At 45.2% G+C, this 15,172-nt stretch carries 12 protein-coding genes; 7 read left to right on the top strand and 5 right to left on the bottom strand.

Annotation, left to right across the window (positions count from 1 at the left end; genetic code table 11):
• Positions 1-105: 105 nt before the first annotated feature.
• Together QUB68_RS22025 and QUB68_RS22020 are read left to right on the top strand one after the other, a co-directional pair.
• Entirely contained in the window at positions 106-834 is a 729-nt protein-coding gene (locus QUB68_RS22025) for a DUF3891 family protein (protein WP_332996411.1), read from the top strand.
• 178 nt (positions 835-1,012) lie between these two features.
• A complete protein-coding gene (locus QUB68_RS22020; protein ID WP_332996410.1) occupies positions 1,013-1,981 on the top strand; it encodes a YegS/Rv2252/BmrU family lipid kinase in 969 nt (322 codons plus the stop codon).
• A 135-nt stretch (positions 1,982-2,116) separates the two neighbouring features.
• On the opposite strand, the gene QUB68_RS22015 is transcribed toward QUB68_RS22020, so the two are convergent.
• Entirely contained in the window at positions 2,117-2,473 is a 357-nt protein-coding gene (locus QUB68_RS22015) for a hypothetical protein (protein WP_242717026.1), read from the bottom strand.
• Between the two features lie 379 nt (positions 2,474-2,852).
• Between QUB68_RS22015 and QUB68_RS22010 the strand changes: the two genes are divergently transcribed.
• From QUB68_RS22010 to QUB68_RS22000, 3 genes are all read left to right on the top strand, one after another.
• The gene (locus QUB68_RS22010) at positions 2,853-7,313 is read left to right on the top strand and encodes an NACHT domain-containing protein (RefSeq protein WP_332996408.1); all 4,461 of its coding nucleotides are present in this window, start codon (positions 2,853-2,855) and stop codon (positions 7,311-7,313) included.
• A 19-nt stretch (positions 7,314-7,332) separates the two neighbouring features.
• Entirely contained in the window at positions 7,333-7,569 is a 237-nt protein-coding gene (locus QUB68_RS22005; RefSeq protein WP_332996406.1) for a hypothetical protein, read from the top strand.
• An 83-nt stretch (positions 7,570-7,652) separates the two neighbouring features.
• The gene (locus tag QUB68_RS22000) at positions 7,653-7,883 is read left to right on the top strand and encodes an antitoxin (RefSeq protein WP_332996404.1); all 231 of its coding nucleotides are present in this window, start codon (positions 7,653-7,655) and stop codon (positions 7,881-7,883) included.
• A 36-nt stretch (positions 7,884-7,919) separates the two neighbouring features.
• Here the strand turns inward: QUB68_RS22000 and QUB68_RS21995 are convergent, their stop codons facing one another.
• From QUB68_RS21995 to QUB68_RS21985, 3 genes are all read right to left on the bottom strand, one after another.
• Positions 7,920-8,546 (bottom strand): Uma2 family endonuclease, encoded by a 627-nt coding sequence (locus tag QUB68_RS21995; protein WP_332996402.1) that lies wholly within the window; start codon positions 8,544-8,546, stop codon positions 7,920-7,922.
• 166 nt (positions 8,547-8,712) lie between these two features.
• Positions 8,713-10,440 carry an ABC transporter ATP-binding protein gene (locus QUB68_RS21990; protein WP_332996401.1) on the bottom strand — a complete coding sequence of 576 codons (1,728 nt, stop codon included), beginning with the start codon at positions 10,438-10,440 and terminating at the stop codon, positions 8,713-8,715.
• 193 nt (positions 10,441-10,633) lie between these two features.
• Positions 10,634-11,107: an FxLYD domain-containing protein gene (locus QUB68_RS21985; protein WP_332996398.1), complete on the bottom strand. Its 474-nt coding sequence runs from the start codon at positions 11,105-11,107 to the stop codon at positions 10,634-10,636.
• 231 nt (positions 11,108-11,338) lie between these two features.
• Here QUB68_RS21985 and QUB68_RS21980 point away from each other — a divergent pair, with 231 nt between their 5' ends.
• Positions 11,339-12,094 carry a Uma2 family endonuclease gene (locus QUB68_RS21980; RefSeq protein WP_332996431.1) on the top strand — a complete coding sequence of 252 codons (756 nt, stop codon included), beginning with the start codon at positions 11,339-11,341 and terminating at the stop codon, positions 12,092-12,094.
• Positions 12,095-12,314: 220 nt separating this feature from the next.
• Here the strand turns inward: QUB68_RS21980 and QUB68_RS21975 are convergent, their stop codons facing one another.
• Positions 12,315-14,036 carry a flavin monoamine oxidase family protein gene (locus QUB68_RS21975; RefSeq protein WP_332996396.1) on the bottom strand — a complete coding sequence of 574 codons (1,722 nt, stop codon included), beginning with the start codon at positions 14,034-14,036 and terminating at the stop codon, positions 12,315-12,317.
• A 99-nt stretch (positions 14,037-14,135) separates the two neighbouring features.
• Here QUB68_RS21975 and QUB68_RS21970 point away from each other — a divergent pair, with 99 nt between their 5' ends.
• Positions 14,136-15,050 (top strand): calcium-binding protein, encoded by a 915-nt coding sequence (locus QUB68_RS21970; protein ID WP_332996395.1) that lies wholly within the window; start codon positions 14,136-14,138, stop codon positions 15,048-15,050.
• The last annotated feature ends 122 nt before the right edge of the window (positions 15,051-15,172 follow it).

Genomic DNA, 15,172 nt, shown 5'->3' with positions numbered 1-15,172 from the left:
AGGCTGGGGCTTAAATCCCCTGCCTAAAAACTTCACTGTCAACTGTCAACTGTCAACTGTCAACTGTCAACTGTTAAACTCAACCTAATTCAAGATCAAAATTCAATGATTGCTAACTTAACCGCCACCGGCTGGGAAATTATTTATCACCGCGCCCACGCTTTACTCGCCGCCCAACTTGGCGGACAGTGGAAGCGCTCAAAATCTCCGGTTCGCCTCTACGAAACCATAGCCGCGATTTCCCACCACGACGATTTAGAGAAAGAGTGGGAAGAAGATATCTTGACTGAAGCCGGCGCGCCCTTAGATTTTACCTTGGACACGGAAACTTCTCTGCCGAAAATGCGAGGAATGACGGAGACTTCTCTATATCGCGGTAGGTGGGTAGCAATGCTGATTTCTATGCACATGAGCTTTCTGAATGAAGGAAAGCGGGGAGAGTCGAAGGAGCTTGACGAATTTTTGGACGAACAACTCGCCAACCAAAAAAAGTGGCGCGAGGAGATGAAGATTTCTAAGGAAGAGGCCCAATCAGCTTATGCTTTTTTCCAGTGGTGCGATCGGCTATCATTAATTCTTTGCAGCGGCGAGTTACCCGCCGGAGAACGAGCTTTAGAAATTAGTGTCGGCCCCGACGGCAAGCGCTACGATATTGTACAGAACAGTAACGAACTCGTGACTGTAACTCCTTGGCCTTTTGAAGACGATAAATTTACTGTCAACGTCGAAGCGTGCCACTTAGATCAAGTCAAGTTCGACAGCAACCAGGAAATTAAGGAAGCGCTGCAAAAAGCTCCCAAAAAACAGTTAGAGTGGACTTTTGTCAAGTCTTAATCAAACCCAATAGCAGAAATACTGCACCGTTCTAGGTTCGTAGTGAGGACTTCAGTCCTCATGAAAAGAAGGACTAAAGTCCTCACTACAAACCAAATTGATTGTTGTCGATTAACCAGACATAATTTCACCAATTACCAATGACCAATTACCAACTACCAATTACCAATTACCAACTATGAAACGTTCAGCTTGCCTAATTTTCAATCCCGTCGCCGGCAACAGTAACCCCGACCAAGACTTAGCTAGAATTCAGGAACTTTTAGAGCCGTTTATTGACTTAGACATTCGGCTGACAACGGTAGAAATAGACGCAGATCAACTCGCCCGCGAAGCAGTTGCTAGGGGAGTTGAGGCAATTATTGCTTCTGGGGGTGACGGCACATTGTCGGCAGTTGCTGGTGCGATTGTCAGTACAAATATTCCTTTAGGAATTATTTCGCGGGGAACTGCGAATGCTTTTGCGAATGCTTTAGACATTCCCAATACAATCGACACCGCCTGCGCCAATATTTTGGGAGGGTTAACGCGGGTGGTGGATGCGGCGATTTGCAACGGTGAAATGCCGATGGTTTTATTAGCTGGAGTGGGTTTTGAGGCGGAAACTGTCGAATTAGCCGATCGCGACATGAAGAATCGCTGGGGAATGCTGGCCTACATTCTCTCAGGAATCAAACAGTTAAACAATTTAGAAAGATTTGAAGCCGAAATCGAAACCGAAGATAAAATTATCACCGTTACTGCTGTGGCCGTGACAGTGGCGAATGCAGCGCCGCCTACATCGATTTTAGCGCAAGGGCCGGCGGGGATTATTTTTGATGACGGCTTGCTGGACGTGACGCTGGTAGCGCCTCAGAATAAGGCTGGGGCGATCGCAGCTTCTTATCATTTATTGCAAACAGCTTTGAGCGGCAATCCTACCGATAGCGACGACATCGGTTATTTGCGCGCCAAAAAAGTAAAAATCACTGCCGATCCTGCTCAAAAAGTGGTAATAGACGGGGAAATTGTCGGTATGACTCCACTTTCTATTGAGTGCATTCCGGGAGCTTTAACTATTTTTGTACCGCGAGTTGAAGTAGAGCCACTGGTGGAAAAACTCACAGGCTTAGCGGACATCGAAGTTATAATGAAACCCTTAACTTAAAGTTTTCTGTGGCACAAAAGACCTCTTGCAAAAATAGGTAGGAACGGGCCGGATAGCCCGTTCCAACATTTGATTAAAAGGACTTTTGCAAGAGATATAAACAATCAGAAAGACCGCCCGTGCGGTCTTTTCTTTTTATGCCTCTAAGATTTGGCGAATCCGGCGTTCCAAAAGTTCGAGATCCAGTCCGCCTTCATCGCGGCTGATGCGGCGCACGGTGACGTTAACATTGCTCAAATCTGCCAGTAAATCTTGCAGTATTTCCTGTTGTTGGCGAGCTTGAGTTATTTCGCGCGGTTCCTGCACCAAATCGCGCACGATCGTATCTTCGGCGCGCGAAGCAACGATCGGGTCTGCTTCGCCGTCTACGTGTACGAAAGTGCGCCGACCTGGCCCCCGTTCTTCTTCAATTGGGATTACTGCTGTTACTCGATCGGAGCGTACATATTTGCCAAATCCGAGGTGGACTAGCACTGATGATTGTATTTTCATAGATAGCAAGTTTTATTTGTTGGTTATCTATATTTTAGCTTTTATAACCATGAGATAACAACTAATATTACAAATATTTTTACTACAAAATATGTCGGTTTTTTCTCTGTTTTATTGTTGTCAAATTCCCGTGAATAATGCTAAGTTAATTAACTGGATCTAACTTACGAACGAGTGGTCAGAAACCGGGTTTTTTACGAAAAGACGCGCTCCAACCAGCAGATTCGGTAAAAACCCGGTTTCTAGGAGTCAAAGCGCGCAAATCCTGTTAAGATAAAATTAGAGCGATGTGCGATCGCCCGCAACGCATTTCAGGGACACAGCCTACCGATTCTAGATTTGAGCATTACTTCAACGGAAAAACAGGAAAGCCTAAATCATGCTAATTAGTCTCGACTTAGTTATCAGCCTCCTGACGGCAATTCCCTTCGGCACTATCAAAGACAAGTTTCAGCGCAACGAAACAGTCATCAAATTATTAAAAAGATTTAACCTCGACCCCGATGCTCCGCCAGCCGATTTCGCGGGAGTCTATGTTTATACCTTAGTAGAATACGGCGCTGGCAAACCCAAGCAGATTTTAGAACTGTTTCGCCAAAAAGAGATTGAACAAGCATTTCGCAAAGCTTTCGAGTCCGATAGCCCAGCCATTTTAATTAAAGCAGGCGATGACTATCTGAATGAGAGTGCTTTAGGCAAAGAAATTCGAGATTTAGGCATTGACCCCAAACGGGAATTCATGGCATTTGCCGCCGTGTTTATGGAAGTAGCAAAGCGCACGCGGACGCTGGGAGATGTGATGGTGGGAAATGCGCTCGCCTCTTTGCAAAAACGCCTATCTATGGTACTAGATCGCATCGAACGCCTCCCCACCATCGAAGGAATTCGCACCGAATTTGCACGACTGGAAGCTGAAGATTATCCCGCACTTCCAGCAGCCGAATCAAGCAATGTTCAAAAGTCTCAAGCTTTTATTTTATCACAACAAGTTCGAGGTTGGTTTGAAACATTGAATTATCAGTTCGAGAAATATGAAATTTGGGAAGATAACTATTTTGAATGGATTATCAATGTTCCGGTGAGACGCAAAAAGTACGATCGCATTTTAGTGCGCGGAATTGCCGGAGAAGCGGGACTCAGGGATATCTCAGCCCTGCGCGAGTCGGTGGAAAAACAGCGCACCGATGAAGGATGGTTAGTCACCGCCCGCCGCATCAGTCGCGCCGCGCGGGATGAAGTAGCAAAAGATGAAAATCGCGATTTAGCTTGTTATACCTTCGATGAATTGCTAGATCAAGATGCCGATTTTACCTCTTATCTGGATTGGCTAGAAACTGAAATAACCAGCCGAGGAATTGATACCAAATATGTACCGCTAGCCTGTACGAAAGAAGAAATTGACCCCGATACTCACCGCAAGATAGGCGTGAGTCATTATGGCGAGCGAGATGGCTGGATCGAAGGTTATATTGACCTGTGGTTGAATGACCCAGTAAAAGAACATATTTCAGTTTTAGGAGAATTTGGAACCGGGAAAAGTTGGTTTGCGATGCACTATGCTTGGATGGCGCTGCAACGCTACAAAAAAGCTCAAAAAAGCGGCTTAGAACGTCCGCGTTTGCCGTTAGTAATTCCTTTGCGAGATTACGCCAAAGCAGTTAGTGTTGAGTCGCTATTTTCCGAGTTTTTCTTTCGGAAGCATGAGATACCTTTGGCGGGTTATTCGGCCTTTGAACAACTGAATCGCATGGGTAAATTTCTGTTGATTTTCGATGGTTTTGATGAAATGGCCGCTAAGTGCGATCGGCAAGAAACCATCAATAACTTCTGGGAACTAGCAAAAGCCGTGGTTCCCGGCGCAAAAGTCATCCTGACTTGCCGTACCGAACACTTTCCTGAAGCCAAGGAAGGACGGGCATTGTTAAATGCCGAACTGCAAGCATCAACAAATATTGTAACAGGCGAAACTCCCCAATTTGAAGTCTTAGAATTAGAGAAATTTAACGACGAGCAAATTCGCCAAGCGCTGTCATTTCAAGCAGAAGCGGCGACAGTCAAAAAAGTCATGGGAAACCCGCAGTTATTGGATTTAGCGCGTCGCCCGGTGATGACCGAGTTAATTTTGGAAGCATTGCCCGATATTGAAGCAGGAAAACCAGTGGATATGTCGCGGATTTATCTGTATGCGGTGCGGCGGAAGATAGAGAGAGATATCAAAGCAGAACGCACCTTTACTTCGTTAGCAGATAAGCTTTATTTCTTGTGCGAATTGTCTTGGGAAATGCTGTCTACCGACCAAATGAGCCTGAATTATCGCGGTTTTCCCGATCGCATTCGCAGCTTGTTTGGTTCCATCGTGCAAGAGGAAAAAGACTTAGACCACTGGCACTACGACATGATGAGTCAAACGATGCTGATTCGCAATGCAGATGGGGATTATACTCCGGCGCACCGTTCGTTATTAGAGTTTTTTGTCGCTTACAAATTTGCTGCGGAATTGGGAGTTTTGGCGGCAGATTTTACCGAATTAGTTGCGCCTGAACAGTCTTGTTTAGATCCTAATGCAGCGCCTCAAGAATACACTTGGTCTAATTATTGTCGGCTGCAAGCCCAGAAGAGAAATAACAACGAACTTATCGCGCCTTTGAAAGGATTTCTTGCTGAAAATCTAGGTGAACTTAGCCACAGTTTTGGACAAGCGCCGCTGACGAAGGCTGTAATGGATTTGTTGTTGCCGATGCTTTCAGAAACCGGGGTTTTGCCGCTTATGGAAATTCTGGAAGCAACGCGAGGCAAAACTGAAAGCGAGGTAGGTTATGTGGGAGGGAATGCGGCAACTCTGTTGTTAAAAAAGGACAAGACTGCTTTAGAAGGTAAAGACCTCTCTAGTGCCGTTATTTTAGGTGCAGATTTTACAAATGCGACGCTGCGCCACGTCAATTTTGCTGAAGCGAATTTGGCTAATTCTATTTTTACTAAAATCTTCGGCAGTGTTCGTTCAGTAATATTTAGTCCTGATGGCAAACTGTTAGCTACAGGTGATAGTGATGGCGTAGTTCGTTTGTGGGAAGCTAGCAGTGGAAGAGAAATATTGACCTGTAAAGGACATACCAACGTCGTGGAGTCTGTCGCCTTCAGTCCTGACGGTGAGATACTTGCTAGCGGGAGTTATGACAAAATAATCAAGTTATGGGATGTCCAGACTGGTGAATGTTTAAAAGTTTTGCAGGGACATACCGAATCAGTAATGTCTGTCACCTTCAATCCTGATGGAAATATACTCGCTAGTGGGAGTTTCGATCGCACAGTAAGGTTATGGGATATCCGCACGGGTGAATGCTGCAAAATTTTGCAAGGCCATACTAAAGTTGTATTTTCAGTTGCTTTCCATCCTGCTGGTGAGATGCTTGCCAGTGGAAGCGGCGACAAAACAGTGAGGCTGTGGAATATCGGTAGCGGTGAATGTCTCAAAACTTTCCAAGGTCATACTAAAAACGTGTTTTCAGTGGCTTTCCATTCTGCTGGTGAAATACTTGCTAGTGGAAGCGCCGACAAAACAGTGAGGGTGTGGAATATCGGTAGCGGTGAATGTCTCAAAAAGTTGGAGGGACATTTCGATCAAGTACGGTCTATCGCCTTGAGTCCTTCGGGGGAAATACTCGCAAGTGGAAGTTTCGATCAAACAGCGAAACTGTGGGATATCCGCACTGGTGAATGCTTGAATACTTTGCAAGGGCATTGTAATCAAGTAGGGTCAGTGGCTTTCCATCCTGCTGGTGAAATACTTGTTAGCGGTAGTTACGATCAAACGCTGAGGCTGTGGGATATCGGTAGCGGTGAATGCTTGAATACGTTGCAAGGGCATAGCACTCAAGTAAGGTCAGTAGCCTTTAGTCCAAACGGTGAAATTCTTGCCAGCGGCGATGACGAACAAACAGTCAGGCTGTGGGATGTCAACACTGGTGAATGCCTCCAAATCTTGCAGGGTCATCTCGATCGGGTACATTTAGTTGCCTTCCATCCAAACGGTGAAATACTTGCTAGCGGTAGTTATGACCAAACGCTGAGGCTGTGGGATGTCAACACTGGTGAATGCCTCAATATTTTGCTAGAGAGTGGAAAAGAAGTACGGTCGATCGCCTTTAGTCCTTCGGGTGAAATACTCGCCAGTGGTAGTTATGACCAAACGGTGAGGCTGTGGGATATCCGCAGTGGTGAATGTCTCAAAACCTTTCAAGGGCATAACAGTTCATTATACTCGGTTGCCTTCAGTCCTTTGGGCGAGATATTTGCCAGTACAGGTTATGACGGAACAGTGAGGCTGTGGGATATCCATACTGGTGAATGCCTCCAAATCTTGCAGGGGCATACTGGTTGGGCACGCGGGCTCGCCTTTAGCCAGAACGGTGAAATACTTGCCACTGGAAGTATCGATCAAACAGTAAGACTATGGGATATCAACAGCGGTGAATGCCTCAATATTTTTTACGGGCATACTGATTGGATACGTTCAGTGGCCTTTAATTATTCGGGTGAGTTAGTTGCTAGTGGAAGTGTCGATCAAACAGTAAGATTATGGGATATTCGTACAGGTGAGTGTCTAAAAGTCTTGCAATGTCATACCAGTCGAATTAACTCAATTGCCTTCAATTATGATGATACACTGATTGCTACTTGCAGTCGGGATGGCACAATTATGATTTGGGAGATTGAGACAGATGAGTGCCTCAAAATACTCAAAAGTGACAGACCTTATGAAAACATGAATATTACAGGGGTTACGGGTTTAACGGAATGTGAGAAAATGACTATTAAAGCTTTAGGGGCTGTTGAAAATTAATCATCGCAAAGGAGGAAGTATGCAGTCAGCAATACGGATTACAACCAAAATTCTTGCAGGAAATAAACTTGAAATTCAAGTGCCTCCTGGATCTGTGGGTGAAGAAGTTGAAGTTTTTGTGATTATACCAGAAAAGCCTCCGTGGCGGCGTAAAGTGTTGGAATTGCTTACAGAAATCCGCAGCCGTCATGTTTCCAGAACTGTTGAAGAAATCGATCGGGAACTAGAAGAAGTAAGAAACTCATGGGACAACTAAACCTACCATCCTCTGCTACAATTTAATGGGAGCAAGTGGACGGTCAATCTAAAATATAAATTGAACCACCAGGAGGCAAAACAATGAATACTGCTAAATTATCGATCGCCGATGACTACCAAACAGTTATATTACCCAAAGAATTTCATTTTGCAGGTAATGAAGTGTATGTCAAAAAAATAGGAGATGTTCTTGTCCTAATCTCCAAAGAAAATCCTTGGCAAACTTTTTTTGATAGTTTAAATATGTTCTCGGACGACTTTATGTTAATCAGGGAGCAGCTTCCTCTGGAGACGAGAGAGGCTTTTGAATGAGATTTTTACTAGATACTAACATCTGTATCTACATCGTTATATCCCTTCTTCCCTTTGGATAGATCCGAAAACCTGTTCAACAGTCAGATTTAGTTCGGGGAAAGCAGACGACAAAATACGATCGCCCTCTCGGAACTGGCTAGCCTGATATTCCCCCTCAACTAACTGATAAACCGAGATTGTAGGTTGTTTCGGATTGCCAATGAAGCGTCGGCCACCCAACGCAGCATAATCCACAACCCAATATTCCGGGATACCCAATCTTTCATAATCAGCCACTTTAACCAAGTAATCATCTTGCCAGTTGGTGCTAACTACCTCGATCGCAAGTTTAACAGATTTACCTTGGGTAATAATCGATGATTTTTTCCAAAGTGGCTCCAAAATCAACGCTGGCTTGTCTAATACTATGATATCTGGCTGATATCCTGTCGTCGCTCCTAAAGGCTTGACAAAATAGGTTGATGGTGTTATGTAAGGAAGATTGAGGCGATCGATTTCTACGTTAATTTTGCGGATGAGAAAACTTGTAACTTCCTCATGGTCGCCGTTTGGATTCATCTCAACTATTACTCCATTTCGTAGCTCGAAACGTCCTTTGCCATCGGGATACCACTCTAGGAATTCCTCAAATGTTAGTAGTTTGGCTGTGGTTTGAATCATGCTGACACGGCCTCTTCTTTTTAACTAGAATCAGTAAATATCGATCTGATAATTTATTGTACCATTCTTGATATGAATTACGCGCGGTTGATCAGAAACCGGGTTTTTTACGATAAGACGCGTTGAAGCCAGCAGAAACGGCTAAAAACCCGGTTTCTAATCTAGCCTATTGACTAAACTGTTGCGCGTAGTAGCCAGCGTAACGATCGCCCTTTTCGAGCAATTCCTCGTGCGTCCCCGATTCGACGATTCTGCCTTTTTCGAGAACTAAAATGCGATCGGCTCTGCGGACAGTAGCCAACCGGTGAGCTATGATAAACACCGTGCGATCGCGCATCAATCTTTCCAGCGCTTCCTGCACTAAACCTTCAGACTCCGAATCCAGCGCCGATGTAGCTTCATCCAGAATCAAAATTCTGGGAGCGAGCAGAACTGCACGGGCGATCGCAATTCTTTGTTTTTGTCCCCCAGATAAATTTACACCCCTTTCCCCCACCCAAGTTTGATAACCGTCGGGAAACTCACTAATGAATTGATGAGCGTTAGCAATCTCCGCAGCTTTCTGCACATCTTTCAGTTCATAATAAGATTGACCGAAAGCGATATTTTGAGCAATCGTACCCGAAAATAGAATAGTTTCCTGCGGTACAATACCGATTTGCCGCCGCAGAGTATTTAAAGTGACATCTTGAATATCAATACCGTCAATTAAAATCTGTCCAGCTTGCGGATCGTAAAATCTGGGTAATAAGTTTACTAAAGTAGTTTTACCCGCACCGGATGCACCAACAAGAGCAATCATTTCTCCGGGAAGCACCAACAAACTCATGTTTTGCAAAATCGGTGTTTCCGAATTATAGGCAAAATTAATGTTGCGATACTCGACTTTACCTGTAACGCGGGGAAGTTCGATCGCCCCTGGCTTTTCGATGACTGCGGGTTGAATGGCTAAAAGTTCAAAAATGCGATCGCTAGAAGCCTCTCCCTGCTTGAAATCGCCGTAATTTGCGGTTGTAATGGCGATCGGATCAATTAACAGTGCTACTCCTGCGATATAACTGATAAATTGAGTACCAGTGAGATTTCCTTGAGCAATTTGCCAACCACCCAGGAAAAACAACAAAATCACGCTCATCGCTTCCAGAAAGCCAACAACCACAAACTGAAGAGCTTTTACTCTTTCCGACAAATACTTAGCGCGGCGGTTTTGTTCAGCTTCTTCTGCAAAGCGGGCAATTTCGTAGTCTTCAGCCACAAATGCTTTGATTAAACGAATGCCGCTGAATACTTCTGTCAGCAAAGCGGATAAATCGGAAATGCGATTTTGACTTTGGCGCGAGTAACTAAGAAGTCTTTCGCCAAACCAGCCAATTAAGATTGCCATCAGCGGTGCAATAATTAATGCACCTAAAGTTAATTGCCAGTTGAGATAAATCATATATCCCATGACCACAATTAGCTGCAAAACACAAGGAATAAACTGATGAAAAAATTTATTTACGACTTCGCCAATGCGGTCAATATCTTCGGTGAGGCGGTAGGATAAGTCTCCGGTTTTTGCAGTTTCAAAGTACCCTAGATTGAGGTTTTGGAGGTGTGCGTAAACTTTTTTGCGGATTTCTAAAGCAATAGTCAAAGCTGCTTTTGCCATCAGCGTATCTTGACCGTACTGGGCTGTACCGCGAATCAGAAATATCACGGCGCTGAGTGCGGCAATTTGAGCGAATCCTTGTAAATCTCCTTTGCCTATAAATTTGGCGGTTTCGCCAACCAGCCACGCGATAATTGGCCAAAATATGGTAAATACTACGGTACAAGCTAGTGCTTTACCGATGGTTTGTTTTTGGGGGCGGAGGTAGGGTAAGATTTGCCAGTATGTCGATCGAGTTTTCAAGATATTTTGCCCTCGCAAATTCTGTGTTTATATGACTTACGCATAGAGTCCAGAAACCGGGTTTTTTTACGAAATACTTCGTTTCAGCCCCTAGATGCGGTAAAAACCCGGTTTCTTTGGTGGGAGTGCGTCCAGGAGTTTTAGAGATATCTGAGCCTGAATATGATATCAGCGATCGGGCAAATCGCCACAATCATTCCTGAGCATCTGCATGAGTCGCCTGCACCTTAGCCCCGGCGACAACAGCACCCCGAAAGGTGGCTGACTGTCCGGGTGCAAGAGTAACAGGTTGAGTGTAGATAAATCCGTTGTCAATTAAATCACCTAACTCGTCCAAAACTTGATAATTGACTTTCACATTCTTGATTGTTTTACAGCCTTGATTGAGCACTTTACCGCTAAAAAAGTTGCCGTCATAATTTGCCTGTGCAATTGACACTTTTGCCGCCATGTTGGAACCGGAAATGCAAGTTTGCGAAGTTCCAGGAGTTGGCTGTTTTTCGCACAGTTTCCCCAAGTCTACTGTTTTACCATCGGGGGTTTTCATGTAGCAAAACGGCTCGTCAACTACTGAGTTTTGAGCAACTGGATTTGTAGAGTCTGCCAGTAAAGGGCAAGCCGATATCAGCAAGATTAGCAAAGCTACTGTTAAATCTAAAAAATTCATGTTTTTTCTCAGACAAGACGGCGGTTGAAACCGCACCTACAAAAATAAAGTCCGCACTTCGACAAGCTCAGCGACCACCTCCGCAGACTGAAAAAAATAACGCAAAACGTAATTTAAACCGCCCGTTCTTCAACCCGCGGAGGCGGGTTTTGTTTGTATAGACGCGGTTAAAACCGCCGTTTTATCTTAGGGTATGTTATGATAAGACATCAAACTTTAGAAAGCAAAGTCATGGTCGCGACTCAAGATCACCCAAAACAAAAAACGGTAGAACTGACCGTAACTTGGGAGAAGTTGCCAGACGACTTCCAATTAGAAGAAAAACCAGTGGAGAATACAGGTCAACCGCTAATTGCTGGAGCACTGCGAGAAATCTTAGAACTGAGAGGATTAATCGGCCCGCTAATGCTGATTGCTAGCAACTTTGGCATTTGCGCTACTGTCAACGGCGAGTTAGTTATCAAAGCACCAGATTGGGTTTATGTACCTTCGGTACTCCCGGTAGAATCGAGAAGAGACCGCAAAAGCTACACCCCAAACTTGGAAGGAGAAATCCCAAGCATTGTGATGGAGTTTTTGTCGGAAACAGACGGTGAGGAATATTCTATTAGACGTACTTTCCCTCCCGGAAAGTGGTTTTTTTACGAACAAATTCTGCAAGTACCAACTTACATCATTTTCGATCCAGAAACTGGATTGCTGGAAGTATATCGCTTGCAAAATGGCAACTATGAACTAGAATTTCCTGATGAGGAAGGTCGCCATTGGATAGCAGATTTTGGTTTGTATTTGGGAACTTGGCGAGGGGAAAAAGAACAGCGTACAGGTTATTGGTTGCGCTGGTGGGATGAAGCAGGAAATCTGCTTTTATGGGGTGTAGAACAGATAACAGCAGAACGCGAACGAGCCGATCGCGAACGGGAACGGGCCGATCGACTGGCTGAATATTTGCGCGATCGGGGAATTAACCCGGACGAGATTATCTGATAAGTTGTACGCGATATTTGTAGGGACACGGCAATCCCGATATGTGTCAACTTAAGCTGCGAATGTATTATGAGTCTATGGTTTGACGACTCGGCCCAGATCCCCCCTAACCCCCCTTAAAAAGGGGGGGGACAAGAATCTTCTCAAAGTCCCCCTTGCTTTCGGGGGATTTAGGGGGATCTAGACTTGGATAAAAACCAGTGTCCGCAATTACTCCATCTTATCTAATACTCGGTTTTCTATTCCCAAGATTCCGCGCTCCCGGAACTTTTCGGCTCGGACGGCGATTGTTCAAATTACTCGCAGTTCGAGCATTCACAGCATCAGCAGAAGCTATCAAACCCAAGTCTTGCAAAATTTCAACAGCCGCCCTTTGTCCAGTTTCGCAACCGCCTTCCATGTAACCTTGATTTTCCAGGGAAGTGTGTTCGCCGGCAAAATATAAGTTCCCAACTCGTTCGCCTTCAACGCCGTACATTTGCGTCCACTGTCCGACTAAATAGCAGGCATAAGAACCTTTAGAAAAGCGTTCTCCCGGCCAATAAGCTCGCACAGCTTTGCCCGATCGCAAATTTCTCACTCCGGGAAAAACTCTTTCAAATTGGTTCAAAAATCTTTGTGCTTGGTCTTCTGGAGTTCCGGCACCGATCGCCAAACCCTGCTTTCCTCCTGTAAAATTAGTAACTAAACCGTTACCAGTAGGAGCAAAAGGCGTAGCTTCCCAGCTATTTTGAAATCCTAAATCGGTATAAACAGAAGCAGTCGAGCGATAAAGATCGCGCCAAAGGCGGCTGCGGTAGCCAGTAATTAACTTAGAATTAGTACCGTAGCCCAACTGCTGAATTGCCCGCAGCTTTGGTTGGGGCAAAGGTACATTAATTTTAACGTCTCGCAGAGCGGTGAACGGCAAAGTTAACAAAACTCGTTCGTAAGTGCGATCGAATGCGCTTTGTCCCGATCGCAAACTCACCCGATAGCGCCCGTCAGGTAAAAGACTAATCCCTTCCAAAACCGTCCCAGTCTCGATCGAATCAGACAATCGATCCGCTAAACGGTTGACAATTTGATTGTTACCGCCATCAATTTGATAGCGCTCGTCGCTGTTGCCGTACAATTGAAAACTGTTAGCATCAGCACCGATTAAAAACAGCAGATTTAACGCCGACTGTTCCTCGGGATCTCGGCCGTATTCCGTCGTGTAAGCAATGCGGAGCAACTGGCGGACAATCGTGCTAGTATCGGCTTGGTCTACATATTCAGCTATCGAAAGATTGTCCAATCTTTCCGCTGCTTCCGTAAAATCTTGATAGCTAAATTCATCTCCGACTGCCTGCAAATCAGCAGTAATTTTACTAGCTAGCGGTGCAAAATCAGCGATTAACTGTTCGAGAGAAAATCGGCGGCCTTCCAAGAAAAAAGTATCCGATACGAATCCCGCTTGGACAGCAACTAAGTCGATCGCCCGCAAACCCAATTGCGTAGCCAGCGAGATTAAATTAGTATGACCCGTGTCAATAAATTCTCCCCCCAACTCCGCCGAAATCGCCGTTCCAGCCACCTTGGGAGCCGTGCGAATCCGCCCCCCCACGCGGTTGTTTGCCTCAATCACATCGGCGCGCACGCCCGCTTGGCGCAAGCGATAGGCCGCCGTCAAACCCGCAATTCCGGCACCGACAACCAAAATGGGCGATCGTCCGGCTGATTGAGCAACAGCTCCCTCCCGGTTAAAAGTGGCAGCAGCGACGGCTGTCGCAGCAGCTAAACCCCCGTGCAGCAACTGGCGTCGAGATATGGGAGAATTGGAAGTGCCATTCCCTAGGGGATAGCTTCGCTTCACGCCCAGCATCCCCAGCAATTCATCAGCCGGAATCCCTGTTTCCCCTGATTTCTGGGCAATACTCGCAGCGCGGCGTAACATTGCCATCAGTGCAGATTTAGCCATAATTGAGACGCCCTCACAAAAAAATTGATGTAAACTGGATTCTCGATCGAATTTGAGTATGCACTTTCCAGACTAAAGTACAAAGAGATTTTTTTAATAATGCTAACCCTCAGAACACTGTTCGACAGCAAATTTTATCTCGAAAACAACCCAGATGTCGCCGTAGCAGTTGCCAGAGGCACAGTATCGAGTCCCTTCGATCACTACCAAAAAATTGGTAAATTTGAAAATCGCGACCCCAATGCTCTGTTCGACGCTAGCTATTATTTAGACACCAATACAGACGTAGCGGTATCAGCAAAACTCAACGGCTTTGCAGTCGCCGATCACTTTATTAGATTCGGTCAATTTGAACGGCGCAACCCCAACCCTTTCTTCGATGTTAGTTTCTATCTAACAAGCAATCCAGACGTTCAGACAGCAGTGCAAACAAATCAATTTACCGCATTTGAACACTACTTCAAAGTCGGTCAATTAGAAAACCGTAAAGCCAGCGTTTTCTTCGATCCCAGCTTTTATCTAGAAAGATATCCGCTGGTAGCAGCAGCAGTAAGTAGGGGCGCGGTTAAAAGTGCGATCGACCACTACATTAAATTCGGCGAACAAGAAGGACTGCTGAGCGCACTCCCCGCTACCGCCGACAATTTAAACGCAGCAAAAAGCTTGGGGATTCTCACAGACAGTCTAAGTGCCAGCGATTTTGTAGGCACTGCTGAACCAGCCGATATATACAGCTTCATCCTCAATACTCCCAGCCTTTTCAGTGCAACTGTAGAAGGCTTGAGTGCAGATGTTGATGTAGAATTAATTAAAGATCTCAACGGCAACGGCGCAGTTGGAGCAGACGATATTATTGCTTCCTCTAACAATTTAGGAATAGCTTCCGAAAAAATTGTCAGCAATGGAGCTTTGCCTGCGGGAAATTATTTCCTCCGCGTTTCTCAATTTCAAGGCGATACAGATTACAACTTGAGATTGCTATCCGCTCCCTCAGCAATACCGCCCAAAACTTAAAATCGAATTAACGCCTATAGCAAGCCTAAATCCGTCAAACGAACAAAAACTTCTCCTCTCTTCCTTCGCGCTCTTTGCGCCTTCGCGGTTCGTTGAAAAAAATCTCGTTCACAACTGATTTA

The organism is Microcoleus sp. A006_D1 (assembly GCF_036702805.1).
GTDB lineage: Bacteria > Cyanobacteriota > Cyanobacteriia > Cyanobacteriales > Microcoleaceae > Microcoleus.
This window is presented reverse-complemented; position numbering and strand designations above follow the sequence as displayed.

Excerpts from the sequence above, each read along its gene's own strand:
- QUB68_RS22025 (WP_332996411.1), top strand. The coding sequence starts at position 106 with ATGATTGCTAACTTAACCGCCACCGGCTGGGAAATTATTTATCACCGC.
- QUB68_RS22020 (WP_332996410.1), top strand. The coding sequence starts at position 1,013 with ATGAAACGTTCAGCTTGCCTAATTTTCAATCCCGTCGCCGGCAACAGT.
- QUB68_RS22015 (WP_242717026.1), bottom strand. The coding sequence starts at position 2,473 with ATGAAAATACAATCATCAGTGCTAGTCCACCTCGGATTTGGCAAATAT.
- QUB68_RS22010 (WP_332996408.1), top strand. The coding sequence starts at position 2,853 with ATGCTAATTAGTCTCGACTTAGTTATCAGCCTCCTGACGGCAATTCCC.
- QUB68_RS22005 (WP_332996406.1), top strand. The coding sequence starts at position 7,333 with ATGCAGTCAGCAATACGGATTACAACCAAAATTCTTGCAGGAAATAAA.
- QUB68_RS22000 (WP_332996404.1), top strand. The coding sequence starts at position 7,653 with ATGAATACTGCTAAATTATCGATCGCCGATGACTACCAAACAGTTATA.
- QUB68_RS21995 (WP_332996402.1), bottom strand. The coding sequence starts at position 8,546 with ATGATTCAAACCACAGCCAAACTACTAACATTTGAGGAATTCCTAGAG.
- QUB68_RS21985 (WP_332996398.1), bottom strand. The coding sequence starts at position 11,107 with ATGAATTTTTTAGATTTAACAGTAGCTTTGCTAATCTTGCTGATATCG.
- QUB68_RS21980 (WP_332996431.1), top strand. The coding sequence starts at position 11,339 with ATGGTCGCGACTCAAGATCACCCAAAACAAAAAACGGTAGAACTGACC.
- QUB68_RS21975 (WP_332996396.1), bottom strand. The coding sequence starts at position 14,036 with ATGGCTAAATCTGCACTGATGGCAATGTTACGCCGCGCTGCGAGTATT.
- QUB68_RS21970 (WP_332996395.1), top strand. The coding sequence starts at position 14,136 with ATGCTAACCCTCAGAACACTGTTCGACAGCAAATTTTATCTCGAAAAC.